21 protein-coding genes are annotated in these 24633 nt (G+C 62.0%); 9 read left to right on the top strand and 12 right to left on the bottom strand.

Translation table 11 applies throughout. The features are described 5' to 3' along the window. Nucleotides 1-3: 3 nt before the first annotated feature. From trpE to C8K61_RS24890, 9 genes are all read right to left on the bottom strand, one after another. On the bottom strand, nt 4-1494 hold the full coding sequence (gene trpE / locus C8K61_RS24930; protein ID WP_108099307.1) for an anthranilate synthase component I: 1491 nt from the start codon (nt 1492-1494) through the stop codon (nt 4-6). Nucleotides 1495-1658: 164 nt separating this feature from the next. Further along, nucleotides 1659-2495 carry a phosphoglycolate phosphatase gene (locus tag C8K61_RS24925; RefSeq protein ID WP_108099305.1) on the bottom strand — a complete coding sequence of 279 codons (837 nt, stop codon included), beginning with the start codon at nt 2493-2495 and terminating at the stop codon, nt 1659-1661. Then, a complete protein-coding gene (gene rpe / locus C8K61_RS24920; protein WP_108099303.1) occupies nt 2492-3166 on the bottom strand; it encodes a ribulose-phosphate 3-epimerase in 675 nt (224 codons plus the stop codon). The genes C8K61_RS24925 and rpe overlap by 4 nt, the downstream gene beginning before the upstream one ends. 181 nt (nt 3167-3347) lie before the next feature. Next, nucleotides 3348-4178 (bottom strand): ABC transporter permease, encoded by an 831-nt coding sequence (locus C8K61_RS24915; RefSeq protein WP_108099301.1) that lies wholly within the window; start codon nt 4176-4178, stop codon nt 3348-3350. Nucleotides 4179-4193: 15 nt separating this feature from the next. Then, the gene (locus C8K61_RS24910) at nt 4194-5420 is read right to left on the bottom strand and encodes an ABC transporter permease (protein WP_108099299.1); all 1227 of its coding nucleotides are present in this window, start codon (nt 5418-5420) and stop codon (nt 4194-4196) included. Between the two features lie 89 nt (nt 5421-5509). Then, nucleotides 5510-6541 (bottom strand): ABC transporter substrate-binding protein, encoded by a 1032-nt coding sequence (locus C8K61_RS24905; RefSeq protein ID WP_108099297.1) that lies wholly within the window; start codon nt 6539-6541, stop codon nt 5510-5512. 60 nt (nt 6542-6601) lie between these two features. Further along, nucleotides 6602-7714: an ABC transporter ATP-binding protein gene (locus tag C8K61_RS24900; RefSeq protein ID WP_108099295.1), complete on the bottom strand. Its 1113-nt coding sequence runs from the start codon at nt 7712-7714 to the stop codon at nt 6602-6604. A gap of 309 nt (nt 7715-8023) precedes the next feature. Then, complete coding sequence (locus C8K61_RS24895; RefSeq protein WP_108099293.1) at nt 8024-8653, bottom strand: response regulator transcription factor; 630 nt, start codon at nt 8651-8653, stop codon at nt 8024-8026. 15 nt (nt 8654-8668) lie between these two features. Continuing rightward, on the bottom strand, nt 8669-11056 hold the full coding sequence (locus tag C8K61_RS24890; RefSeq protein WP_108099291.1) for a PAS domain S-box protein: 2388 nt from the start codon (nt 11054-11056) through the stop codon (nt 8669-8671). Nucleotides 11057-11167: 111 nt separating this feature from the next. Here C8K61_RS24890 and C8K61_RS24885 point away from each other — a divergent pair, with 111 nt between their 5' ends. Continuing rightward, nucleotides 11168-12241 carry an alpha/beta hydrolase family protein gene (locus C8K61_RS24885; protein ID WP_108099290.1) on the top strand — a complete coding sequence of 358 codons (1074 nt, stop codon included), beginning with the start codon at nt 11168-11170 and terminating at the stop codon, nt 12239-12241. Nucleotides 12242-12332: 91 nt separating this feature from the next. Here C8K61_RS24885 and C8K61_RS24880 read toward each other — a convergent pair whose 3' ends face one another. From C8K61_RS24880 to C8K61_RS24870, 3 genes are read right to left on the bottom strand one after another with little or no spacing between them, the layout of a single operon-like run. Beyond that, a complete protein-coding gene (locus C8K61_RS24880; RefSeq protein ID WP_108099288.1) occupies nt 12333-13106 on the bottom strand; it encodes a TerB family tellurite resistance protein in 774 nt (257 codons plus the stop codon). Then, a complete protein-coding gene (murU, locus tag C8K61_RS24875; protein ID WP_108099286.1) occupies nt 13106-13777 on the bottom strand; it encodes an N-acetylmuramate alpha-1-phosphate uridylyltransferase MurU in 672 nt (223 codons plus the stop codon). Before murU ends, C8K61_RS24880 begins: the two co-directional genes overlap by 1 nt. Beyond that, entirely contained in the window at nt 13774-14799 is a 1026-nt protein-coding gene (locus C8K61_RS24870; protein WP_108099284.1) for an aminoglycoside phosphotransferase family protein, read from the bottom strand. The genes murU and C8K61_RS24870 overlap by 4 nt, the downstream gene beginning before the upstream one ends. A 126-nt stretch (nt 14800-14925) precedes the next feature. Between C8K61_RS24870 and C8K61_RS24865 the strand changes: the two genes are divergently transcribed. The 8 genes from C8K61_RS24865 (at nt 14926) to C8K61_RS24830 (ending at nt 24597) form a co-directional block, all read left to right on the top strand. Next, nucleotides 14926-17643, top strand: a complete 2718-nt coding sequence (locus C8K61_RS24865; RefSeq protein WP_108099282.1) for an LPS-assembly protein LptD — start codon at nt 14926-14928, stop codon at nt 17641-17643. Then, the gene (locus C8K61_RS24860; RefSeq protein WP_178086508.1) at nt 17624-18916 is read left to right on the top strand and encodes a peptidylprolyl isomerase; all 1293 of its coding nucleotides are present in this window, start codon (nt 17624-17626) and stop codon (nt 18914-18916) included. Before C8K61_RS24865 ends, C8K61_RS24860 begins: the two co-directional genes overlap by 20 nt. Further along, a complete protein-coding gene (gene pdxA / locus C8K61_RS24855; RefSeq protein ID WP_108099278.1) occupies nt 18913-19899 on the top strand; it encodes a 4-hydroxythreonine-4-phosphate dehydrogenase PdxA in 987 nt (328 codons plus the stop codon). The genes C8K61_RS24860 and pdxA overlap by 4 nt, the downstream gene beginning before the upstream one ends. Nucleotides 19900-20010: 111 nt before the next feature. After that, complete coding sequence (gene rsmA / locus C8K61_RS24850) at nt 20011-20826, top strand: 16S rRNA (adenine(1518)-N(6)/adenine(1519)-N(6))-dimethyltransferase RsmA (RefSeq protein ID WP_108099276.1); 816 nt, start codon at nt 20011-20013, stop codon at nt 20824-20826. A gap of 38 nt (nt 20827-20864) precedes the next feature. Further along, a complete protein-coding gene (gene apaG, locus C8K61_RS24845; protein WP_108099274.1) occupies nt 20865-21245 on the top strand; it encodes a Co2+/Mg2+ efflux protein ApaG in 381 nt (126 codons plus the stop codon). Then, nucleotides 21245-22069, top strand: coding sequence for a symmetrical bis(5'-nucleosyl)-tetraphosphatase (locus C8K61_RS24840; RefSeq protein WP_108099272.1), 825 nt, complete (start codon nt 21245-21247; stop codon nt 22067-22069). The genes apaG and C8K61_RS24840 overlap by 1 nt, the downstream gene beginning before the upstream one ends. After that, complete coding sequence (glpE, locus tag C8K61_RS24835; RefSeq protein ID WP_108099271.1) at nt 22066-22395, top strand: thiosulfate sulfurtransferase GlpE; 330 nt, start codon at nt 22066-22068, stop codon at nt 22393-22395. The genes C8K61_RS24840 and glpE overlap by 4 nt, the downstream gene beginning before the upstream one ends. Before the next feature lie 279 nt (nt 22396-22674). Further along, nucleotides 22675-24597, top strand: a complete 1923-nt coding sequence (locus C8K61_RS24830) for a PrkA family serine protein kinase (protein WP_108099270.1) — start codon at nt 22675-22677, stop codon at nt 24595-24597. Nucleotides 24598-24633: the final 36 nt, after the last annotated feature.

The following is a 24633-nucleotide window of genomic DNA, read 5'->3' as shown; positions in this document are numbered from 1 at the left end:
TCCTTAGGCGTCTGGGTTGTGGGTGGTTTGTTCGGCCAAGGCCACCGCACGAAACATCGCGCGGCGCTTGTTCAGCGTCTCTTCCCACTCCAGCGCGGGCACCGAGTCGGCAACGATGCCGCCCCCGGCCTGCACATGCAGTTCACCGTTCTTGATCACCGCAGTGCGAATCGCGATGGCGGTGTCCATGTTGCCGTTCCACGCCAGGTAACCCACGGCGCCGCCGTAGACCCCACGTTTGACCGGCTCCAGTTCGTCGATGATTTCCATCGCGCGGATCTTTGGTGCCCCGGACAAGGTGCCCGCCGGCAGAATTGCGCGCAGGGCGTCCATTGCCGTCAGCCCGCTTTTCAGCTGGCCAGTGACGTTGGAAACGATGTGCATCACGTTGGAATACCGCTCGATCACCATCTTCTCGGTGAGCTTCACGGTGCCGATTTCCGAGACCCGCCCGGTGTCGTTACGGCCCAGGTCGATCAGCATCAGATGCTCGGCAATTTCCTTGGCATCGGCCAGCAGATCTTGCTCCAACGCCAGATCGGCTTCTTCGGTGGCGCCGCGCGGGCGAGTGCCGGCAATCGGGCGCACGGTGATCAGGTTGTCTTCGACGCGCACCAGCACTTCTGGCGAACTGCCGACCACATGGAAGTCGCCGAAGTTGAAGAAGTACATATAAGGCGTCGGGTTGAAGCAGCGCAGCGCCCGGTACAGGTCGATGGGCGCGGCCTTGAAATCGATGGACATACGCTGCGACGGCACCACCTGCATGCAGTCGCCGGCGAGGATGTATTCCTTGATGGTGTCGACCGAACGCTCGTAGTCCTCACGGGTGAAGCTGGAGCGGAAGTTCGGCTCGACGCCGGACTCCTTGGTGAAGTCCAGGCCACGGCGCGGGGTGATCGGCTGGCGAAGTTTTTCCAGCAACTCTTCGAGGCGCGCCAGGCCTTCTTCGTACGCGTTCGGCTGGGCCGGGTCGGCCAGTACAATCGCGTGCATCTTGCCGGCCAGGTTGTCGAACACCACCACGGCATCGGAGACCATCAGCAGAATGTCCGGTACACCAATCGGGTCCGGATTCGGGCTCTTGCCCAAGCGCTTCTCTACATACCGTACACAGTCGTAGCCGAAGTACCCCACCAGGCCGCCGTTGAAGCGCGGCAGGCCGGCGATGGTCGGCACGTTGTAGCGGGCTTTGAAGCTTTCAACGAAGGCCAGCGGGTCTTCGCTGTCCAGGCTTTCGATCTCGACGCCGTCATGAGTCACGCTGACGTGATGGTCATGCACGCGTACCACGGTGCGGCACGGCAAGCCGATGATCGAATAACGCCCCCACTTTTCGCCGCCCTGGACGGACTCGAGCAGATAGGAGTTAGGTTGGTCGGCCAGCTTCAGGTAGATCGACAGCGGCGTGTCGAAGTCGGCCAGGGTTTCGCAGGCAAGCGGGATGCGGTTATAGCCTTCAGCGGCTAGACGCAGGAATTCTTCGCGGTTCATGTAAACAGCCTCATGGCTTGAGGGTAAAAACCTGATTGCGGTTGCAGCACCTCGGGGCTATCGGCAGTTCTTCAACTGCGTGCCCTCGCTTGGTTTATTGCAACCGTATGGCTCAGGTTTAGGGTCGTAACGGCAAACACGTAGGCCTTGCGGCCGGGCTCGAATCAGGCGCGCCAACGCCAACGGGCCAGGGCCTTGAGGATTTTCATCCCGGATTTAACGAACCAGTGTTTGCGGGTGACCACCACGATGGCATCTCTTGGGCGGGGGGATTTGACAGCGTCGGGCAACATTATCTCAGCGGCAGGCTCGACGCAATCAGGCAGCAGTTGGCGCAGATCGTCGATCACCAGGGCGGGATCTTCTTCGGCAATCGGCCGACCGTGGTTGTAGCCGTAGCTCATCGCCACACATTGCACGCCAGCCGCTTTGGCCGCCAGCACATCGCTACGCGAATCGCCGACAAACACGGCCTCACCGGCCGACACTTCGGCCATCTGCATTACCACATTCAACGCCGCAGGATCAGGCTTCTGCTGCGGCAGGGTGTCGCCGCCGATGATCCAGCGAAAGTACCGCCCGATCTTCATTTCATCCAACAGCGGCCCGACAAAGCGCTCGGGCTTGTTGGTGATCAGGGCCATCTCGATGCCCTGGCTTTTCAGCCACTTCAGGGTTTCGCGCACTCCGGGATAAAGGGTGCTCAAAGCATGATTGTCGGCATACAGCTCCATAAAGATCGCCAGCGCCTGCTCGGTGTCTTCCTCGCTGACTGCGGCGTGGTCCATGTCGCCGGCCAGGGCACGGCGCACCAGCACGCGCACGCCGTTACCGACCCAGGTACGTACCTGTTCGATACCGGCGGCCGGGCGCTTGAGCTGTTTGAGCATCTGGTCGACAGCGGCGGCCAGATCCGGCACCGAGTCGATCAGGGTGCCATCCAGGTCGAACATCACCAGGCGCGGCATGCGCCCGGCGAGCACCTGCGCGAAGCCACTCATGGGCGCGCGAGCGCGAGTTCAGCGCGCATCTGGGCGATGACGGCCGCGTAGTCCGGGGTATTGAAGATGGCCGAACCGGCAACGAAGGTGTCAGCACCGGCCGCAGCGATTTCACGGATGTTCTGCACGTTCACACCGCCGTCGATTTCCAGGCGGATGTCGCGGCCCGAGGCATCGATCAGGGCGCGGGCTTCGCGCAGCTTGTCTAGGGTGCCGGGAATGAACTTCTGCCCGCCAAAGCCTGGGTTGACGCTCATGAGCAGGATCATGTCGATCTTGTCCATCACGTACTTGAGGCTTTCCAGCGAGGTGGCCGGGTTGAACACCAGGCCGGCTTTGCAGCCACCCGCCTTGATCAACTGCAGGGAGCGGTCGATGTGCTGGGAGGCTTCAGGGTGGAAGGTGATGTAGGTGGCGCCGGCGTCGATGAAGTCACCGATGATGCGGTCCACTGGGGAGACCATCAGGTGCACGTCAATCGGCGCGGTCACGCCGTACTTGCGCAGTGCCGAGCAGACCATCGGACCGATGGTGAGGTTAGGCACGTAGTGGTTGTCCATCACATCGAAGTGGACGATGTCGGCGCCAGCGGCAAGCACGTTATCCACTTCCTCACCCAGGCGGGCGAAGTCGGCGGAGAGGATGGATGGGGCAATAGCGAAAGGTTGCATGGCGCACCTCATGACAAATCAAGGCCGGCATTGTACCCGAGGAGTTCTGCAATTCGCCTGTCATGTATCAGGACGTAGCGTGCTGCTTTGGTAGGGGGAGAGCAAAAGCATCGCGGCTGAAGCCCCTCCCACAACCAACTCGGTCACTGTGGGAGGGGCTTCAGCCGCGAGCTTTTGCTTATCAGCTTTCGCTCGAAGAAGTACGCAGCTTCTCACTGCGCCCACGCAACCACTCCAGGGTCAGCAGCAACACCACGGAGAAGCCGATCAACAGAGTCGCCGCCGCGGCGATGGTCGGGCTGAGGTTCTCGCGAATGCCGCTGAACATCTGCCGCGGCAAGGTCGCCTGGCCGGGGCCGGCGAGGAACAGGGTCACCACCACTTCATCGAAGGAGGTGGCAAAGGCGAACAGCGCGCCAGAAATCACCCCTGGGGCAATCAACGGCAAGGTTACCCGGCGGAACGCGGTAATCGGCGAAGCGCCCAGGCTGGCTGCGGCACGTACCAAGTTGTAGTTGAAGCCCTGCAGGGTCGCCGACACGGTGATGATCACAAACGGCACGCCGAGCACGGCATGCACCACGATCAGCGACAGGTAGCTGTTGCCCAGGCCCAGCGGCGCGAAGAACAGGTAGCTGGCCACGCCGACGATCACCACCGGCACCACCATCGGCGAAATCACCAGGCTCATCACCAGCGCCTTGCCACGGAACTCGCCGCGGGTCAGACCGATGGCCGCCAGGGTACCGAACACCATGGCCAGCACGGTGGCGGCTGGGGCGACGATCAGGCTGTTTTTCAGCGAGCGCATCCAGTCGGCCGAGGCAAAGAAGTCCTGGTACCAGTGCAACGAGAAGCCTTGCAGTGGGTAGACCAGAAAACTGCCGGAGTTGAACGACAGCGGCACGATCACCAGCACCGGCAGAATCAGAAACAGCAGCACCAGCGCGCACAGGCCGCGCAGGGTGTAGTACCAAACGCGTTCGATCGGAGACATGTAAGGGCTTTGCATCGAATGTTCTCCTTATCAGCTCAGGCGCAGGCGGCTTGCGCCCACCAGCCAGCTGTAAACCACGTAGAGGGCCAGGGTGGCGAACAGCAGCAGGCCGCCCAGGGCCGTGGCCATGCCCCAGTTGATGCTGGTGTTGGTGTAGAAGGCGACAAAGTAGCTGACCATCTGATCGGTCGGGCTGCCCAGCAGCGCCGGGGTGATGTAGTAGCCAATGGCGAGGATGAACACCAACAAGCAACCGGCGCCGACACCGGCCAGAGTCTGCGGGAAGTACACCCGCCAGAAGCTCGCAAACGGGTGGCAGCCAAGGGAAATCGCCGCACGCATGTAGGTGGGTGAGATGCCCTTCATTACGCTGTAGATCGGCAGAATCATGAACGGCAGCATGATGTGGACCATCGCGATGTACACCCCGGAGCGATTGAAAACCAGCTCCAGCGGCTTATCGATAATGCCCATGGCCAGCAGCGCGCTGTTGATCAGACCGCCCGATTGCAGCAACACAATCCAGGCCGCGACACGCACCAGAATCGAAGTCCAGAACGGCAGCAGCACCAGAATCATCAGCAGGTTGCTTTGCCGCGAAGGCAGGTTGGCCAACAGGTAGGCCAGCGGGTAGGCCAGCACCAGGCAGATAGCGGTGATCACCAGGCCCATCCAGAACGTACGGGCGAAAATATCCAGGTAGATGGCCTGGTCCGGAGTGGCTGGCGCCACTTCGCCGACATCGTCGATGCGGTGATCGACAGCCGCCAGCAGGTAGTACGGGGTGACGCTGCTGGTGTTGCGGCGGATCACTTGCCAGTACGCCGGGTCGCCCCAGCGTTCATCCAGGCCTTCCAGCGCTTCTTTATAAGAGGCAGGGGTTTCCGCGAACGGCAGCGCTTTCGCGGTTTTCATCAGCAGGCTGCGGTAGCCGGCTGATTCCATATTCAGACGCTTGGACAGATCGCCCAAGACTTGATTCTTGCGGGCTTCGCCCAGGTCTTCGCTGATGGCTTGGTACACCGGCTCAGCCGGCAGGCCTTTGCCATCCCACTCGGCGACAGCCACCACGGTGCGCGGCAGGCCATTGACCACTTCCGGGTTGGCGACGCTCTTGTAAAGCAGCGCCACGATCGGCACCAGAAACACCAGCAGCAGAAACAGCACCAGCGGCGCGATCAGCGCTTGTGCCTTGAGGCGGTTGACCCGCTCGGCACGCGCGAGGCGTTGTTTCAAAGTGGGGGCGGCGACGGCCATGGCTAACTCCGGTAAAGAAATCTGTAAACGCCACCTGCGCACGAACGCAGGTGACGGTCTTGCCTACAGCGGTTACAGCATATGCTCTATTACTTGGCAGCCCACGAGTTGAAGCGCTGCTCCAACTGCTCGCCGTTATCGGCCCAGAAGGTCACGTCGATCTGCACTTGATCGGCGATGTTTTCCGGGGTGGTCGGCATGTCTTTGAGGATGCCTTTGTCCAGCAGGGCAACCGCTTTGGAGTTGGCCGGGCCGTAGGCGATGTTTTCCGAGTAGATCTTCTGCTGCTCAGGCTGAACCGAGTAGGCGATGAACTTCTTGGCTTCTTCGGCGTTTTTCGAACCCTTCGGAATGGCCCAGGCGTCGAAATCGTAGATGCCGCCGGTCCACACCACTTTCAGGTTGCTTTCTTTCTGCACAGCGGCGATACGGCCGTTGTAGGCAGAGCTCATTACCACATCACCGGAGGCGAGGTATTGCGGCGGCTGGGCGCCGGCTTCCCACCACTGGATGTTCGGTTTCAGCTCGTCGAGTTTCTTGAATGCGCGGTTCTGGCCGTCTTTGCTGGCCAGCACTTTGTAGACGTCTTTCGGCGCCACGCCGTCGGCCATCAGGGCGAATTCGAGGGTGTACTTGGCGCCTTTACGCAGGCCACGTTTGCCCGGGAATTTACTGGTGTCCCAGAAATCGGCCCAGCTGGTCGGTGCGGTTTTCAGCTTGTCGGCGTTGTACGCCAACACCGTGGACCACACGAAGAAGCCAACCCCGCAGCTCTGGATCGCGCCGGGTACGTAGTCGGCCTTGTTGCCGAACAGGGCGGGGTCGAGGGTTTCGAACATGTCTTCATCGCAGCCGCGCGACAGTTCTGGCGACTCTACTTCCACCAGGTCCCAGGACACGCTGTTGGTGTCGACCATGGCTTTGACCTTGGCCATTTCACCGTTGTATTCACCGGCGATGATCTTGCCTTTGCCAGCTGCTTCCCACGGCTGGTAGAACGCTTTGACCTGGGCTGCCTTGTTCGCTCCCCCGAACGAGATAACGGTCAGATCGGCCGCCATGGACTGAGCGGCAACCGCCAGCCCAAGTGCCACGGTGACTAGTTTCAGTGCTTGTTTCATTGTTGTTCTCCACAGTGCTGAGTTGAATGACGCGATAACCAACTGCGAACTTCAAAGCGGTCAGGCTTGTTCCAAAAGCGGATCCAGAGCTCTGACGTGTTCCACTTGCCAGCCGAGGGGTACCACGTCGCCCACTGCCAATGCCGGATCGAGATCGGCGATGGGTTGTTTGACGTAGAAATCGGCCTTGCCACACACCTCCAGGCGCACACGCACGTGGTCGCCCAGGTAGATAAATTCGGCCACACGGCCGGAAAAACGGTTGCTGCAGACGTCGCTGGCGCTGTTGAGCAGTACGCGCTCAGGACGCACCGACAAGGTCACCGGCTCGCCCGGCTGACCGACGTTCACCGCCAGAGCATTGACCTTCTCGCCACGCGCCAGCTCGACCACGCAGCGGTCGCCTTCGCGGCTGACCAGGCGGCCATTGAGGCGGTTGTTCTCGCCAATGAAGTTGGCGACGAAGGTGTTCTTCGGCTCTTCGTAGAGGGTGCGCGGCGGGGCGATTTGCTGGATCTCGCCCTGATGGAATACGGCCACACGGTCGGACATGGTCAGCGCTTCGCCCTGGTCGTGGGTCACATACACCACGGTCACACCCAGGCGTTGGTGCAGGTGCTTGATCTCCATCTGCATGTGCTCACGCAGCTGTTTGTCCAGCGCCCCCAGGGGTTCATCCATCAGCACCAGTTGCGGCTCGAACACCAGCGCGCGGGCCAGGGCCACACGCTGTTGCTGGCCACCCGAGAGCTGGCCGGGGTAGCGATTGCGGAAGCTGTCGAGCTGCACCATCGACAGCGCACGCTTCACGCGCTCACTGACGTCGGTCTTGTTCATGCCGCGCACGGTGAGCGGGAAGGCCAGGTTCTCGGCCACGGTCATGTGCGGAAACAGCGCGTAGTTCTGGAACACCATGCCGATGTCGCGCTTGTGCGGCGGCACGTTGTTGATGGAGCGGCCGGCCAACTGGATTTCGCCAGCAGTGGGCGTTTCAAAGCCGGCGAGCATCATCAGGCTGGTGGTCTTGCCCGAGCCGGACGGCCCCAGCAGGGTGAGGAACTCACCTTTGCGAATCTCCAGGTTGAGGTCTTTGACGATGAGGTTCTCGCCGTCGTAGCTCTTCTGAACGCCACGAAAGCTGACCAGCACATCGTTCACTTGCGACTCGACCATGACCCCACCTTTTTGATTTTGTACGTCGTGCCTTAAGGCTAGAGGCACCTGAAGGCAGCGCAAATCGGGGGCTATGAGAGATTGCTATAAGCAAGCCGGAAGACTGAGGGTAGGGATCGCCCTACCCCGTTGGCGCGATTGGGTATTGCCAGGCCGAGGGATGCGGGGGCAGAGCGGGCAAAGGGGGAAATAGGGTCGCTATCAGGTATGTGAGTGCTTTTGCTTTTCGTAGGAGCGGCTTCAGCCGCGATGCTTTTGATCTTAAGAGCATCGCGGCTGAAGCCGCTCCTACACGATTGGCAAAACGCGTTAGACCAACTTGTGCTCCATCGCGTACTTAACCAAGTCCGCCACCGAGCTGGCATTGAGCTTCTGCATCAGCCGCGCCTTATGGGTGCTGATGGTCTTGTTGCTCAGCGCCAGTTGCTGGGCAATGTCGTTGACGTTGGCGCCCTGCACCAGCCGCTCGAACACGGAAAACTCGCGCTCCGACAACCGCGTATGCAGCGGCCGCGAATCGGTAAGCCCCACTTCGAACACCATGCGGTCGGCCAAGTCCGGGTCTATATAGCGCCCGCCCGAAGCCACCCGCCGAATCGCCGTCAGCAGCAACGCCGGATCACTGTCCTTGGTGGCATAACCCGCGGCGCCAGCCTTGAGGGCGCGGGCGGCCATCTGCGCTTCGTCGTGCATCGACAGCACCAGAATCGCCGGCGGATTGTTCAGTGCGCGAATCCGTGGAATCGACTCCAGGCCGTTGACGCCAGGCATGGAAATATCCAGCAAGACCACTTCGCACTCGGTCTGGCGCAGAGTTTCCAGCAGTTGCTCGCCATTGCTCGCTTCGCCAACAACACAGAGGTCTTTGGCCAGGCCAATCAGCTGCTTGATGCCTTCACGAACAATGGTGTGGTCTTCGGCGACCAGTACACGGATCACGGCAAATTCTCCTACTCAAACTAACGGAATACGCACGGTCAGGGTGGTGCCCTCGCCCACCTCGCTATCCAGGCGCAAGGTGCCGCCCAACATCAGCACGCGCTCGCGCATGCCCACCAGGCCGAACGAAGCGCTGCGCCCCGGTTGCGCGACAAAGCCGATGCCGTCATCGACTACGGTCAGGCACAGCTGGTCACCCTCCAGGGCCAGGCGCAGTTCGACAGTATGCGCCTGGGCGTGGCGCATCACGTTGGTCAGCGCTTCCTGCAAAATGCGGAACAGGCCAATGGCCTTGGCATCCGCCAGCGCCGGCAGGTTGTCCGGCACCTGCACGATGCAGGGAATCTGCGTGCGCGCTTCGAAGCGCTGCGCCTGCCACTCGATGGCCGAGGCGATGCCGGCATCCAGAATCGGTGGACGCAGCGCCGTGGCCACATCCCGCACGAGCTGGAACAGGTTGGCGATCAGGCGCTTCATGCTGTTCAGGCGGTCCTGCAAACCGGGGTCCAGCTCGGCATAGGCCAGTTCGCACATCGAGGTTTCCAGTTTCAGCACGGTCAGTACCTGGCCGAGTTCATCGTGCACTTCGCGGGCGATGCGGGCTTTTTCTTCTTCACGCACGCTCTCCAGGTGCGCCGACAATTCGCGCAGCTGGGCACGGGAATCGGCCAGCTCCAACTCGATGCGTTTGTTGTCGGTGATGTCCCAGGCGATGCCGTCCCAGACCACCGAGTTATCGTCCAGACGGCGGGCCATGGCCTTGATGTCGGCCCAGCGCTGCTCGCCACCCTCCGTGAGGATGCGGCCCTGCCAGTGCCAGTCGCGGTCGTTGGCGAAAGCCAGGTCCTGGCTGCCGTGGTAGCTGGCCTTGTCCTCGCTGTAGACCAGGCTGCGCAGGCCGCGGTCGCGAGCCTGCAACACAGCGGCGGGATAACCGACCATGCCTTCGCTGCCGTCGCTGATAAACGCGAACTCGACCTCGGCACCGACGTGCGGGCGCTCCAGGCGAAAGACCATGCCCGGCACGTTGGCGGCAATGCCCTGCAGGCGCGCCTGACTTTCCTGCAAGGCGGCCAGGGCACGGCGCCGCTCGGTGACGTCAGTGATGTACACCACCAGGTATTCGGCCTGGCGAAAACGCAGAAAGCTCAGCGACACATCGGCCGGCAAGGTGCTGGCGTCGGCGCGCTGCAGATTGCTTTCGAAACTCAGCGGCTCGCCGTCGCTGCCGCGTGCGCGTTTCCACAGCGCCAGCCAGCGGTCCATGTGCAGGTTCGGGTCGAAGGCCGCCAGCGGCCGTTCCACCACCCCGCCAGGCGGGTAGCCGAGCATCTGTTCGGCGGCGCGGTTGGCATAGCGCACGTGGCTGTCCCAGTTGACCCAGAGAATGCCGACGGTGCTCTGGTCGATGGAAAACTGGGTCAGGCGCAAAGCCTCTTCGGCGGCCTCACGCAGCTCCAGGGCATGGCGAGCATTCAGCAACCCACGCTCCAGATTGCGCACCTGGCGGCGCAGCCAGAACAGGCAGGCCACTGCCGCCGCGAGCAACACGCCAAACAGGCTGGTGAGGTTCTGCCAGAAGCCGGGGGACTCGCTCAGGCGCGGGTATTTGATCTGTACCCAGCGGTTATGCAGTTGGTCCAGTTGCTTGGGCGACAGCGCGGCCAGGGCCTTGTCGACCAGGGCGGAGAGCTCCGGCCAGTCACGCCGCGAAGCCACCCGCAGCAACTGCGGAAAACCGATATCGCCGACCACCGCCAGCTCGGCGAACTCCGCCTCGCCCGACAGTCGACTGAGCTGCGCCTCGTCGATGACCACGTATTTCACCTGCTGGGCCAGCAGGTTCTGCAGGGCCTGGCGCTCGTTGTCGACGCGCTGCAGGTTGAGGTTGGAATAGGAGGTACGCAGGTAATCGGCCACCGCGCTGGGCTGACGCACCGCCACCGGGTCGTTGCTACCCAACTGCTCGAAGTCCACCGCGGCACCGCCCAGGCGCGCGCCCACCACCAGTTGCGGCACACGCATATAGGGGTCGGAGTACAGCCATTGGCGCAGGCCGGCGGGGGTTTGCATCTGCCCGGGCGCAAGGTCGAACAAGCGCGCTTGAGCGGCAGCTTCGAGGGCGGCCTGGTCGGGATAGGTTTGCCACACCAGCTCCACATTGAGGGCGCTGGCCAGGGCTTTCATCAGGTCGACATGGGCGCCGGAGAGCTTCTGCACGCGGCGGTCCATCTGCGCATAGGGCGCTTGCAGCACCACGCCGACGCGCAGCTGTTTGTGCGCGGCCAGCCAGTCGCTCTGCTCGGCACTCAAAGCCAGCGGCGGCGCAGCCGTGTCACTGAAGGCGGCATCCGGCAGCCACATAATCAGCAGCAGGCAGGTGGCCAGGAGGTAACGAATCATCCCCAGCAAACCTCGGCGACGGGGTGGAAAGCGGCCTACCTTACTCCACGCCTGACAAATAGCCGACAGCCGATTAGGCTGCACCCATCACCATCACCAAGGATTCACCCGATGCCCCGCCTGCTGCGCCCGCGCCTTGCCCTGTTGTCGCTGCTGCTGTGCGGCGCTTTGCATGCCGCCGATGAGTCGGTGCCGGCCAAGGAAGGCGAAGCGCCTGCCGCTGCCGTCGAACGGGCGCCGCTGAGTGAACGCAGTGTCGACGATGCCGCCGCCCTGGCCAAACGGGTGCCTGAAAAGGAGCAGCAACTGCTCAAGGCTGGCGATGAAGAATTCCTCGCCCTGTGGAAGCTGGCCAATGTCGGCGATGCCACCGGGGTGATTATCCTGATCCCAGGCGACGGCGAGACCGCAGACTGGCCGCAAGCCATGGCGCCGCTGCGAGAAAAACTGCCGGATGCCGGCTGGCATACCCTGAGCTTGAGCCTGCCCGACCCTCAAGGCGATGAGCCGCCGCTGCGCCCCATTGAAGAAGCCGCGCCGCCCGCAGGCGAAGAGAAGAAAGCGGATGCGCCACCTACCGACACCACAGAAGCCGCGCCAGCCACCACACCTGAAAATGCCGCCGTGCCGGCCGACAACACGCCGCCACCGAGCGGCATCAGCGAAGAACAGCGCACCACCCACGCCACCCGCGTCAGCGCACGCATCGAAGCCGCAATCGCCTTTGCCCAAGAGAAGAAAGCCAAAGCCATTGTCCTGCTCGGACATGGCAGTGGTGGTTACTGGGCGGCGCGTTATCTGGCCGACAACAAGCCCAAACAGGTGAGCAATCTGATTCTGGTGGCAGCGGAAAAACCGGTGGGCTTCAGCCCGGTGCTGGAGGACTTGGTGCCTGAGTTGAAATTGGCCACCGGCGACTTCTATTACAAAGACCTGCCCCTCGACCGCGACGCCGCCAAGTTGCGCAAGGAGGCCAGCAAACGGCAGAAACACCCGGCGTATATCCAGGTGGCCATGGGCGCGCTACCGGGGGATCGGGCGACCGAGCAGGAGCAGTTGTATCGGCGGGTCAAAGGCTGGTTGAGCCAACACCTGCAATCCGGCGCAGCCAGGCCTGACGCCCCGGCGCCGGCCGAAGCCCCCGAACCGCCACCGCCGCCAGAGCCGACATCGCCGGGGATCTAACAACAGCATTCACCCGTAGGAGCGGTTTCAGCCGCGATGTTTTTAGATCAACAGCATCGCGGCTAAAGCCGCTCCTACGGGCCCCTATGGGTCAGCGAAACCCGCGTTGCTCGCGCACCACCGCATAGGCACTGTGCAACTCGCGGGTTTTTTCGGTGGCTTCGCGCACTTTGGCCGGGCTCGCACCTGCGCCCACCAGCTTGTCCGGGTGGTGACGACTGAGCAGGCGGCGGTAGGCATTCTTGATGGTCTGTACGTCGCTGCCATGGGCCACGTTCAACACCCGCAGCGCCTGTTCATAGGTAACACTGCTGACCACGTTAGTGCTTCTGCGCGGTTCGAACTCGGCGCCCAGCGCGGTCACCCGGTCATGCCGCAGGCCCAGCCATTTGCCCCACAACACCAACAACTCACGCTCGGTGCTGGTGGCACGACCATCGGCCCAAGCCATGCGCCAACAGGCGCGCAACACTTCTTCGCCCGCCAGCACCTGGCTGCGTAAACGCCGCAGCGGCAGGCGCAAACCGTCCTGACCATTCTTGCCGCGAGTAAAAGCCTCGATGGCACGGCGCTGTTCGCCGTCGCTCAATTGCAGACGCTGCATTTCTGCACGCGCTTGCTGGATATGCACTTCCAGCACCTGGCCATCACTCTTGGCCAAACGGCCGAGCAACACAAAGAGCAGGTCCTGGTCTGACACCCCGGTAGGCCGTGCGCCTTTGAGCCGACCACGCAAGTCGTCCCAGCTTTCCAGGGCCATGCGCCGGTCCACCACCTGGCCAAGCAGAATGCCCAGCAAGGCGCCCGGAATACTGGCCAGCGCCAACCCGGCGGTGGCCCCGACAAAGGTCGCTGGCCAGAGCATCAGCCGGCCACCGCCAGCAGGTGTTCGACTTCGGCCAGGCGCTCATGGGTGCCGACATCCACCCAGTGCCCGCGGTGATGTTCGCCACTCACCTGCCCTGCCGCCATTGCTTCGCGCAGCAGCGGCGCCAGCTTGAAGGGACCAGGCTGGCAACCGTCGAACAACGCTGGCGCGAGAATGGCGATACCGCTGTAGGTCAGGGTCGCCGCACCCGGCTGACCGTCGCTGAGCTGGCCGTCACGCAGAATGAAATCGCCGGCAGGGTGATGCGCGGGGTTGTCGATCATCACCAGGTGGGCCAGGCCATTGAGGTGCTGAGGGATCGCGCGAAAATCGTAGTCCGTCCAGACGTCGCCATTGACCACCAGGAAAGGTTCTTCACCCAACAGCGGCAATGCGCGGAAAATGCCGCCACCGGTTTCCAGCGGCTCGCCTTCTGGCGAATAGACGATGCGCAGACCGAACTGCGCGCCGTCGCCGAGGTGGTCTTCGATCTGCTGACCGAGCCAGGCGTGGTTGATTACCACCTCCTTGAAACCGGCTGCTGCCAAGGCTCGCAGGTGGTACTCGATCAGCGGCACACCGGCGACCGGGATCAGCGGCTTGGGCGTGTGCAGGGTCAGGGGGCGCATGCGCTCACCCTTGCCTGCGGCCAGAATCATCGCCTTCATATGGTGGCCGCCTTGGCCTGGCGCAGGCTGGCAAACAGCTCGCCCAATTCCGCCAGCTCCGGACGCCGGGCCAGTACCGCTTCTATATAGGAGAAGAAGCGCGGCACATCGCCGAGGTATTTCGGCTTGCCGTCGCGGTGGCAGATACGCGCGAAAATACCGATCACCTTGAGGTGGCGCTGCAAGCCCATCAGGTCGCTGGCGCGGAGGAACTCTTCAAGCTCGGCCTGCACCGGAATGCCCAGGGCGCCGGCCTGCTGCCAGTATTGGGTCAGCCAGCCGCGCACACGCGCCTCCGGCCAACTGAGGAAGGCGTCCTTGAACAGACTGGTGACGTCATAGGTAACCGGGCCATACACCGCATCCTGAAAATCCAACACGCCGGGGTTCGGCTCGCTGAGCATCAGATTGCGTGGCATGTAGTCGCGATGCACCAGCACCTTCGGCTGGGCCAGGGCGCTGTCGATTAATACGGTGCAGATACGTTGCCAGGCCGCTTGTTGCGCCTCAGTAAACTCCAGGCCCAGTTCATGGCGCACATACCAGTCGGGGAACAACTGCAGTTCACGAGTCAGCAAGGCGTGGTCGTAACTGGGTAACGGCGTGTGCTGCGGCAATTGCTGAAACGCCAACAGCGCTCGTAGCGCATCGGCGAACAAGGCGTCGGCATTCTCTTCATTAATGACGTCGAGGTAGGTCTGGCGACCAAGGTCGGGCAGCAATAAAAAACCGCGCTGGAGATCTTCGGCCAAAATTTCCGGCACATTTATTTTTGCTTCAGCCAACAAACCGGCGACTTTTACGAAGGGCCGACAGTCTTCCTGAGGCGGTGGCGCGTCCATCACGATGAACGTGCGACCCTCGCCATGCCAGCGAAAATAACGCCGGAAACTGGCGTCGCTGCTAGCGGCAGTAAGGGTTGCGGGGGGAACCGCCCCCCAGCCGCGGGCGGCAAAAAGGGCGGGCAGTTGCTCATCGAGCCACACCGACAGCTGTTGCAGGCGTACATCTTCATCAAGCATTACAAGGGTCTCCGACGGCCCTAGCCGTTGTGCGGGTCATGCTTTATTATCCAGCATCTTTTTCAGCCCATCGAGAGGCGTGCGGTCCTAGCGGGCCGATGGCGCGCAGGAAGCCCGGACTACAAGATGGCAGTAAAATACCCCGCGTTTCGTAAAAAATTCCCTCTGCTGGTTACCGGCAGCCTATTGGCCTTGCAACCTGTTGCTACCCAATACGTGGTCGCCGCCGAGCAGTATGACTGCCAGGTGTCGCCTTCGGGTGGCTGGGCGTGTGCGCCGAAAGCGGACAACGCCGTGTTGCCTCCTCGCCCCGTGCATAGCGCCGGTGCGGTGAGCTCACTGGCGGGCACCTCGGCCGAGAAGACCAGCACGGTCGCCTCGGGTGAAGCTGTCGCCGACGAGGCCAAGCCGCAGCTGGTTACTGACAGCAAGGGCAAAGCCCTCAAGTCTCGCAGTGCTGACTACAGTCACCTCGACTGGGTTCCGCGCGACAAGCTCACCGCTGAGCAACTGGCCGAAACCGGCCCGTACTGCTCCGGTGCGTATATCGAGCCTGAGCGGCCTGGCATGAACGACAAGACGGCGAAGAAAGACGCGCCAACTTATCTGTCCGCCAAAGCCTCGCGCTACGAGCAGGAACAACAGGTCGCCACCCTTGCCGGTGATGTGATCATGCGCCAGGGCAGCATGCAGGTGCAGGCCGACGAGGCCAGCCTGCTGCAAGCCGAGAACCGTGGCGAGCTGAACGGCAATGTACGCCTGCGTGACAACGGCGCACTGGTGGTCGGTGACCACGCCAAGATTCAGCTCGACACTGGCGAAGCGCAAATCGACAACGCCGAGTACGTGCTGCACAAGGCCAGCGTTCGCGGTAGCGCGCTGTATGCCAAGCGCCAGGAAGATTCGATCATCCGCCTCAAGGATGGTACCTACACCCGTTGCGAACCCGGCAGCAATGCCTGGAACCTGAAGGGCAACAACATCACCTTGAACCAGGCGACCGGTTTCGGTACCGCCACCAACGTGACGTTGCGGGTCAAAGACATCCCGATCTTCTACACCCCGTACATCTATTTCCCGATCGACGACCGTCGCCAGTCCGGCTTCCTGCCGCCTAGCATCGGTTCGTCGAGCGATACCGGCCTGATGCTGGTAACGCCGTACTACTTCAACCTGGCACCGAACTACGACGCCACCTTGTACCCACGCATCATGTCCGAGCGCGGCGTGATGATGGAAGGCGAGTTCCGTTACCTCACCCAAAGCAGCGAAGGCAAAGTCAGCGCCGCTTACCTGGATGACGGCGACGACGAGCGCAAGGACGAGCCGAAGTACGAAGACCAGCGTTACCTGTACAGCTTGCAGAACCAGACCGGTCTGGATTCGCGCCTGCTGGGCACCATCGATTACACCAAGATCAGCGACCCGTACTACTTCCAGGACCTGGAAACAGACCTGGACGTCAGCAACCAGACCTTCGTCAACCAGCAGGGTGCACTGACCTTCCGCGGCGACAGCTTCGACGCCAAGCTCAATGTGCATCAGTACCAGCTGGCCACGGTTACCGACGTGACCCCGTACGACCGTCTGCCACAGGTGACCTTCGATGGCGTTCTGCCGTTCCAGCCGGGCGGCCTGAACTTCACCTACAACACCGAGTTCGTGCGCTTCGACCGTAATCTCGACGAGTACAGCTACAACGGCAACCTCAGCCCGGACAGCTACCTGCAAGGTCTGACCCGCGCCACCGGTGACCGTGTACATCTGGAACCAGGCGCCAGCTTGCCGCTGAACTGGAACTGGGGTTACGTCAAGCCAACGGTCAAATACCTCTACACCGACTACAGCCTGGACCTCGATCAACAGGGCAAAAACTCCCTGCTGCCCGGCCAGGACTTCAGCAGCAGCCAGGACCGTGGCGTACCGCTGTACAGCGTCGACAGCGGCCTGTACTTCGACCGCAACACCACCTTGTTTGGCAACGCGTATCGCCAGACTCTGGAACCGCGCCTGTACTACCTGAACGTGCCGTACCGCGATCAGTCGGACATTCCGATCTTCGACACCAGCGAAACCCCGTTCAGCTATGCCTCGCTGTTCCGTGAAAACCGCTTCTCCAGCAGCGACCGCATTGGCGACGCCAACCAGCTGTCGCTCGGCACCAGCAGTAGCTTCATCGAACCGAACGGTTTCGAGCGCGCCCAGGTCGCGATCGGTCAGACCCTCTACTTCGAAGACCGCAAAGTGCAGTTGCCCGGTATCGACGCCAAAGACGAAGCATCGGTGTCCCCGTATGCCCTGACTGGCCAATACCGCATCAACCGCGACTGGCGTGTCAGCTCGGACTTCAACTGGGATCCGGACGCCGGCGAAACCCGCTCGGGCAACGTCATGGCGCATTACCAGCCAGAAGCCAACCCGGGCAAGATCGTCAACGCCGGCTACCGCTACCGCAACGACGTCAAACGCTTCAACCCGCGCACTGGCGAGTTCGAAGTGGCGGGCGACGAGTACAAGATCGATCAGTCCGACTTCTCGGTTATCTGGCCGGTGGTTCCGCAGTGGAGCGCTATCGCTCGCTGGCAGTTCGACTACAACCAGAGCCGCACGCTGGAAGCCTTTGGTGGTTTCGAATACGACAACTGCTGCTGGAAACTGCGTGTGATCAACCGTTACTGGGTCGAGTACGACGAATTCGACCTGCAGCGCGAACAGAAAGGCGACCGCGGGATCTTCCTGCAAATCGTGCTGAAAGGCCTCGGTGGCATTGTCGGCAACAAAGTTGAGAGTTTCCTCGACCAAGGCATTCAAGGTTATCGTGAACGTGAAGACCAAGCTTACTGATTGTCTGCGCCCGCTGTTGCTGGGCGCAGTGCTTCTGGGTACCGCGGCACAGGCCGAAGTGCAGTCCATTGACCGGGTCGTGGCCATCGTCGACAACGACGTAATCATGCAAAGCCAGTTGGACGACCGCCTGCGCGAAGTGCAAAACACCATCGCCAAGCGCGGCGCGGCCTTGCCACCGGAGCATGTGCTCAGCCAGCAAGTGCTGGAGCGTCTGATCATCGAAAACCTGCAGCTGCAGATTGGCGATCGTTCCGGCATTCGCATCACTGATGAAGAACTGAACCAGGCCATCGGCACCATCGCCCAGCGCAACAACATGAGCGTCGAGCAGTTCCGCGCCGCTCTGGCCCAGGACGGTCTGTCGTTCGACGACGCCCGTGACCAGGTACGCCGCGAGATGATCATCAGCCGTGTGCGCCAACGCCGTGTCGCAGAGCGCATTCAGGTGACCGACCAGGAAGTGCAGAACTTCCTGGCCTCGGACCTGGGCAAGATGCAGCTGTCCGAAGAGTTCCACCTGGCCAACATCCTCATCCCGGTTCCGGAAAGCTCCTCGCCGGAAACCATTCAGGCCGCTGACAAGCAAGCCACTCAGATCTACCAGCAGCTGAAACAAGGTGCCGACTTCGCCCAACTGGCCATCGCCAGCTCCGGCAGCGAAACCGCACTGGAAGGCGGCGACATGGGCTGGCGTAAAGCTGCGCAACTGCCAGCACCGTTCGACGGTATGGTCGGCGCGCTGTCGGTGGGTGATGTCACCGAACCGATGCGCACCCCAGGCGGCTTCATCATCATCAAGCTGTTGGAAAAGCGTGGTGGTGGCAGCCAGATGAAGGACGAAGTGCATGTTCGTCACATCCTGATCAAACCGAGCGAAATCCGCAGCGAAGCCGAAACCGAGCGTCTGGTGCAGCGTCTGTACGACCGCATCATGGCTGGCGAAGACTTCTCCGAACTGGCCAAGGCCTTCTCCGAAGACCCGGGTTCAGCGCTTAACGGTGGCGACCTCAACTGGATCGACCCAAGCACCCTGGTGCCGGAGTTCCAGAAAGTGATGGCCAACACTGCTACCGGCCAAGTCTCCAAACCGTTCAAGAGCCCTTACGGCTGGCACGTTCTCGAAGTCCTTGGCCGCCGCGCCACTGACAGCAGCGACGAGTTCCGCAAGCAGCAGGCCCTCAACGCCCTGCGCAACCGTAAGTACGACGAAGAGCTGCAAGCCTGGTTGCGCCAGATCCGCGACGAGGCGTACGTAGAAGTCAAACTGTGACCCTACCGCGCTTCGCTCTGACACCCGGCGAGCCGGCGGGCATAGGTCCTGACCTGTGCCTGCTGCTCGCTCAGCACTCCCAGCCATACCCCCTGATCGCCATCGCCAGCTGCGACCTGCTCAATGAGCGGGCCGCCCAGTTGGGTGTGGCTGTGCGTGCGCTGGCGGTAACGCCGGATGCCTGGCCGGACGCGCCGGCACCTGCCGGCACCCTGTACGTCTGGGATACCCCGCTGCGCAATCCGGTAGTGGCTGGCCAGCTCGACACAGCCAACGCTGCCTACGTGCTGGAAACCCTGACCCGTGCCGGTGAAGGCTGCCTGAACGGCGACTTCGCGGGCATGATCACCGCCCCGGTACACAAGGGCGTGATCAATGAAGCGGGCATCGCCTTTTCTGGCCACACCGAATTTCTCGCCGACCTCACCCACACCCAGCAAGTGGTGATGATGCTCGCCACACGCGGCCTGCGGGTGGCACTGGTGACCACCCACCTGCCGCTCAAGGACGTCGCTGCGGCGATTACCGCCGAGCGTCTGGAGCGGGTGACGCGGATTCTGCATGCCGACCTGGTGCACAAGTTCGGCATCGCCGCGCCGCGCATTCTGGTGTGCGGCCTCAACCCCCATGCCGGCGAAGGTGGCCACTTGGGACGCGAGGAAATTGAAGTGATCGAGCCAACGCTCGAGCGTCTGCGCGCCGACGGCCTGAACCTGATCGGCCCATTGCCGGCCGACACCCTGTTTACTCCGAAACACCTGGAACACTGCGACGCGGTGCTGGCGATGTACCACGATCAGGGTCTGCCGGTACTCAAGTACAAAGGCTTCGGCGCCGCGGTGAACGTGACCCTGGGCCTGCCGATCATCCGCACCTCGGTGGACCACGGCACCGCCCTGGACCTGGCTGGCAGCGGCAAGATCGACAGCGGCAGTCTTCAAGTAGCCCTGGAAACCGCCTACCAGATGGCCGAGAGCCGCTAGCCCGAGGCGGCCGGCGGCCTTTCTTTTATCCCGACCTGCGCCTTAACTGGCAGCAATGACCCTTTTTCAGCAGCCCGCACTCTGGCTGCCAGCGCATTCGACAGAGCCCCTATGACTGAGCATTACCAACACCGCGCCCGCAAACGCTTCGGCCAGAACTTCCTGCATGACGCCGGGGTTATTCACCGTATCCTGCGCGCCATTCACGCCAAGCCAGGCGAGCGCCTGCTGGAAATCGGCCCGGGCCAGGGCGCACTGACCGAGGGCTTGCTGTCCAGCGGCGGCACCCTCGACGTGGTGGAGCTCGACCTCGACCTGATCCCGATCCTCAAAGGCAAGTTCGACAGCAACGCCAACTTCACCCTGCACCAGGGCGACGCGCTGAAGTTCGACTTCACCAGCCTCAACCCGGCGCCCAACAGCCTGCGGGTAGTCGGCAACCTGCCGTACAACATCTCAACGCCGCTGATTTTTCACCTGCTGGAAAACGCCAGCCTGATCCGCGACATGCACTTCATGCTGCAAAAGGAAGTGGTCGAGCGCCTGGCTGCCACGCCAGGGGGCGGCGACTGGGGCCGGCTGTCGATCATGGTGCAGTACCACTGCGCGGTGGAGCACCTGTTCAACGTTGGCTCCGGTGCGTTCAACCCGGCGCCGAAGGTCGACTCGGCCATCGTTCGCCTGGTGCCGCACGCCACCCTGCCGCACCCGGCCAAAGATCACCGCCTGCTCGAGCGCGTGGTGCGCGAAGCGTTCAACCAGCGCCGCAAGACCCTGCGCAATACGCTCAAAGCGCTACTCAGCGGCGAGCAGATTGAAGCCGCTGGCGTCGATGGCAGCCTGCGCCCGGAACAGCTCGACCTGGCCGCCTTCGTGCGCCTGGCCGACAAACTGCATGAGCAGACAACTGCAGCGCCAGCACACTAAACTCGACACCCTGCTGTTCGCTTAACTGAGTCTTTCGCATGTCCGATCCCCGTTATCAGATCGACGTCAGCGTCGTTACCCGTTTCCTCCCGGAGCAGTCGCAGCCGGAGCAGAACCGCTTTGCGTTCGCCTACACCGTGACTATCCGCAACAACGGCGAGCTGCCGGCCAAGCTGCTGTCGCGGCACTGGCTGATCACCGACGGCGACGGCCGGGTGCAGGAAGTGCGCGGCCCCGGGGTGATCGGCCAACAACCGACCATCGACGCCGGCGGCAGCCACACCTACAGCAGCGGCACCCTGATGGCCACGCGCGTGGGCAATATGCAAGGCAGCTACCAGATGCTGGCCGATGACGGTAAACGCTTCGATGCGGTCATCGCACCGTTCCGCCTTGCCGTCCCCGGAGCCCTGCACTGATGACGGTTTACGCGGTTGGCGACCTGCAAGGCTGCCTGGATCCACTGAAATGCCTGCTGGAACGCGTTGCGTTCGATCCAGCCAGAGACAAGCTGTGGCTGGTCGGTGACCTGGTCAACCGTGGTCCACAGTCGCTGGAAACCCTGCGCTACCTGTATGCCATGCGCGAAGCCGTGGTATGCGTGCTGGGCAACCATGACCTGCACCTGCTGGCCGCGGCGAACAACATCGAGCGCCTGAAAAAAGGCGACACGCTGCGCGAGATTCTCGAGGCCCCGGACCGCGACGAGCTGCTCGACTGGCTGCGCCAGCAAAAACTGCTGCATCACGACGCCGAGCGCGACATCGTCATGGTGCATGCCGGCATCCCGCCGCAGTGGTCGCTGAAAAAGGCCCTGCGCTGCGCTGAGGAGGTCGAAGAAGCGCTGCGCGACGACGCCCGCCTGCTGCCGTTCCTCGATGGCATGTACGGCAACGAGCCGAACCGCTGGGACAGCGACCTCAAGGGCGTCACCCGCTTGCGGGTGATCACCAACTACTTCACCCGCATGCGCTTCTGCAAAGCCGATGGCACCCTCGACCTGAAAACCAAAGAGGGCATGGACAGCGCCCCGCCGGGTTATGCGCCGTGGTTCAGCTACAAACAACGCAAGACCCGCGGGCAGAAAATCATCTTCGGCCACTGGGCCGCCCTCGAAGGCCGCTGCGACGAGCCGGGCATCACCGCCCTGGACACTGGCTGCGTATGGGGCGGTGCCATGACCCTTCTCAACGTCGACAGCGGCGAACAGCATCGCTGCGAGTGCAAGGAACCCACAGCATGAGCGAATTCAAACGCATCCCCCCGGAACAGGCCCAAGCCCTGCGCGAACAAGGCGCCGTGGTGGTGGATATCCGCGACCCGCAAAGCTTTGCCCTGGGCCACATCAGCGGCTCGCGGCACCTGGACAACCACTCCCTGCACGACTTCATCACCCAGGCCGATCTCGATGCCCCGCTGATCGTCTCCTGCTACCACGGCAACTCCAGCCAGAGCGCAGCGGCGTACCTGGCCAGCCAGGGCTTCGCCGAGGTTTACAGCCTGGATGGCGGCTTCGAACTGTGGCGTGCCACTTATCCGGGCGAGACCGCCGAAGGCACTGCCGAATAATTTTTTCCACGCGTCTACCCCGCGCCCTGCCTGGCCTCTCGCCCTCCTGTAACAAAGACCGACACATGCTTATCGTTTGTCGGTCCTTGACCTCTCCAATTCCGAACTATCCTTAGCCTCAGGCCATCCATATAGGGGAGAGCCGGCACACCGGCTTCCGGGGCTATCGGCAGCGACCTTTAGGTGTTCTGGGGGATTCTCATTTGCCGACTCGTCGGCAGATTGCCAGCACCCGCACGACCGATCCCGCCCGGCTCGACCATCAAGCGAGGTGACGTCATGAGTATTTTCAGCCACTTCCAACAACGCTTCGAAGCGACTCGCCAGGAGGAATATTCCCTTCAGGAATATCTCGACCTGTGCAAGCAGGACAAGAGCGCTTACGCCACGGCAGCTGAACGCTTGCTGATGGCCATCGGTGAGCCCGAGTTGGTGGATACCTCGCACAACTCCAGACTGTCGCGGATCTTTTCCAACAAGGTGATCCGCCGCTATCCGGCCTTCGAAGACTTCCATGGCATGGAAGAGTGCATCGACCAGATCGTGTCCTACTTCCGCCATGCCGCGCAGGGCCTGGAAGAGAAGAAGCAGATCCTTTACCTCCTCGGCCCGGTGGGCGGTGGTAAATCCTCGCTGGCAGAAAAGCTCAAACAGCTGATGGAGAAGGTGCCCTTCTACGCCATCAAGGGCTCGCCGGTGTTCGAGTCGCCGCTGGGGCTCTTCAACCCGGCCGAAGACAGCGCCATTCTGGAAGAAGACTTCGGCATTCCGCGGCGCTACCTGAGCACCATCATGTCGCCGTGGGCGACCAAGCGCCTGGCCGAATTCGGCGGCGATATCAGCAAATTCCGCGTGGTGAAACTCTACCCGTCGATCCTTAACCAGATCGCCGTGGCGAAAACCGAGCCGGGCGACGACAACAACCAGGATATTTCCGCCTTGGTCGGCAAGGTGGATATCCGCAAGCTGGAAGAATTCCCGCAGAATGACGCCGACGCCTACAGTTACTCCGGCGCGCTGTGCCGTGCCAACCAGGGGATGATGGAGTTCGTGGAGATGTTCAAGGCGCCGATCAAGGTGCTGCACCCACTGCTCACCGCCACCCAGGAAGGCAACTACAACAGTACCGAAGGCCTCGGTGCGATTCCGTTCATGGGCGTGTTGCTGGCGCACTCCAACGAGTCGGAGTGGCACAGCTTCCGCAACAACAAGAACAACGAGGCGTTCATCGACCGGATCTACATCGTCAAGGTGCCGTACTGCCTACGCGTCAGTGACGAGATCAAGATCTACGACAAGCTGCTGTTCAACAGCTCCCTGGCCAAGGCCCATTGCGCCCCCGACACGTTGAAAATGCTCGCGCAGTTCTCGGTGCTATCGCGCCTGAAAGAGCCGGACAACTCCAACGTCTACTCGAAAATGCGCGTGTACGACGGCGAAAACCTGAAAGACACCGACCCCAAAGCCAAGTCGATTCAGGAATACCGCGACAGCGCAGGCGTCGACGAAGGCATGAACGGCCTGTCGACCCGCTTCGCCTTCAAGATCCTCTCCAAGGTATTCAACTTCGACCCGCACGAAATTGCCGCCAACCCGGTGCACCTGCTGTATGTGCTGGAACAGCAGATCGAGCAGGAACAATTCCCCGCCGAGGTGCGTGAACGCTACCTGCGCTACATCAAGGAATACCTGGCGCCGCGCTACATCGAGTTCATCGGCAAGGAAATCCAGACCGCCTACCTCGAGTCCTACAGCGAGTACGGGCAGAACATCTTCGACCGCTACGTGCTGTACGCCGACTTCTGGATTCAGGATCAGGAATACCGCGACCCGGAAACCGGCGAAATACTCAACCGCGTGGCGCTCAACGAAGAGCTGGAGAAAATCGAAAAGCCGGCCGGCATCAGCAATCCGAAGGATTTCCGCAACGAGATCGTCAACTTCGTGCTGCGAGCGCGGGCCAACAATAACGGCAAGAACCCGACCTGGCTCAGCTACGAGAAGCTGCGGGTGGTGATCGAGAAGAAAATGTTCTCCAACACCGAAGACCTGCTGCCGGTCATCAGCTTCAACGCCAAGGCCAGCAAGGAGGACCAAACCAAGCACAACGATTTTGTCTCGCGGATGGTCGAGCGCGGCTACACCGACAAGCAGGTTCGCCTGCTGTCCGAATGGTACCTGCGGGTTCGCAAGTCGCAGTAACCTGCAACGCAGGCTTCGGCCTGCGTCGTTGCCGCA

The organism is Pseudomonas sp. GV071 (assembly GCF_003050835.1).
Classification (GTDB): Bacteria; Pseudomonadota; Gammaproteobacteria; order Pseudomonadales; family Pseudomonadaceae; genus Aquipseudomonas.
This window is presented reverse-complemented; position numbering and strand designations above follow the sequence as displayed.

Bases quoted from the DNA above. Each gene is read 5' to 3' on its own strand.
- trpE (WP_108099307.1), bottom strand. From the start codon at position 1,494: ATGAACCGCGAAGAATTCCTGCGTCTAGCCGCTGAAGGCTATAACCGC.
- C8K61_RS24925 (WP_108099305.1), bottom strand. From the start codon at position 2,495: ATGAGTGGCTTCGCGCAGGTGCTCGCCGGGCGCATGCCGCGCCTGGTG.
- rpe (WP_108099303.1), bottom strand. From the start codon at position 3,166: ATGCAACCTTTCGCTATTGCCCCATCCATCCTCTCCGCCGACTTCGCC.
- C8K61_RS24915 (WP_108099301.1), bottom strand. From the start codon at position 4,178: ATGCAAAGCCCTTACATGTCTCCGATCGAACGCGTTTGGTACTACACC.
- C8K61_RS24910 (WP_108099299.1), bottom strand. From the start codon at position 5,420: ATGGCCGTCGCCGCCCCCACTTTGAAACAACGCCTCGCGCGTGCCGAG.
- C8K61_RS24905 (WP_108099297.1), bottom strand. From the start codon at position 6,541: ATGAAACAAGCACTGAAACTAGTCACCGTGGCACTTGGGCTGGCGGTT.
- C8K61_RS24900 (WP_108099295.1), bottom strand. From the start codon at position 7,714: ATGGTCGAGTCGCAAGTGAACGATGTGCTGGTCAGCTTTCGTGGCGTT.
- C8K61_RS24890 (WP_108099291.1), bottom strand. From the start codon at position 11,056: ATGATTCGTTACCTCCTGGCCACCTGCCTGCTGCTGATTATGTGGCTG.
- C8K61_RS24885 (WP_108099290.1), top strand. From the start codon at position 11,168: ATGCCCCGCCTGCTGCGCCCGCGCCTTGCCCTGTTGTCGCTGCTGCTG.
- C8K61_RS24880 (WP_108099288.1), bottom strand. From the start codon at position 13,106: ATGCTCTGGCCAGCGACCTTTGTCGGGGCCACCGCCGGGTTGGCGCTG.
- murU (WP_108099286.1), bottom strand. From the start codon at position 13,777: ATGAAGGCGATGATTCTGGCCGCAGGCAAGGGTGAGCGCATGCGCCCC.
- C8K61_RS24870 (WP_108099284.1), bottom strand. From the start codon at position 14,799: ATGCTTGATGAAGATGTACGCCTGCAACAGCTGTCGGTGTGGCTCGAT.
- C8K61_RS24865 (WP_108099282.1), top strand. From the start codon at position 14,926: ATGGCAGTAAAATACCCCGCGTTTCGTAAAAAATTCCCTCTGCTGGTT.
- rsmA (WP_108099276.1), top strand. From the start codon at position 20,011: ATGACTGAGCATTACCAACACCGCGCCCGCAAACGCTTCGGCCAGAAC.
- apaG (WP_108099274.1), top strand. From the start codon at position 20,865: ATGTCCGATCCCCGTTATCAGATCGACGTCAGCGTCGTTACCCGTTTC.
- C8K61_RS24840 (WP_108099272.1), top strand. From the start codon at position 21,245: ATGACGGTTTACGCGGTTGGCGACCTGCAAGGCTGCCTGGATCCACTG.
- glpE (WP_108099271.1), top strand. From the start codon at position 22,066: ATGAGCGAATTCAAACGCATCCCCCCGGAACAGGCCCAAGCCCTGCGC.
- C8K61_RS24830 (WP_108099270.1), top strand. From the start codon at position 22,675: ATGAGTATTTTCAGCCACTTCCAACAACGCTTCGAAGCGACTCGCCAG.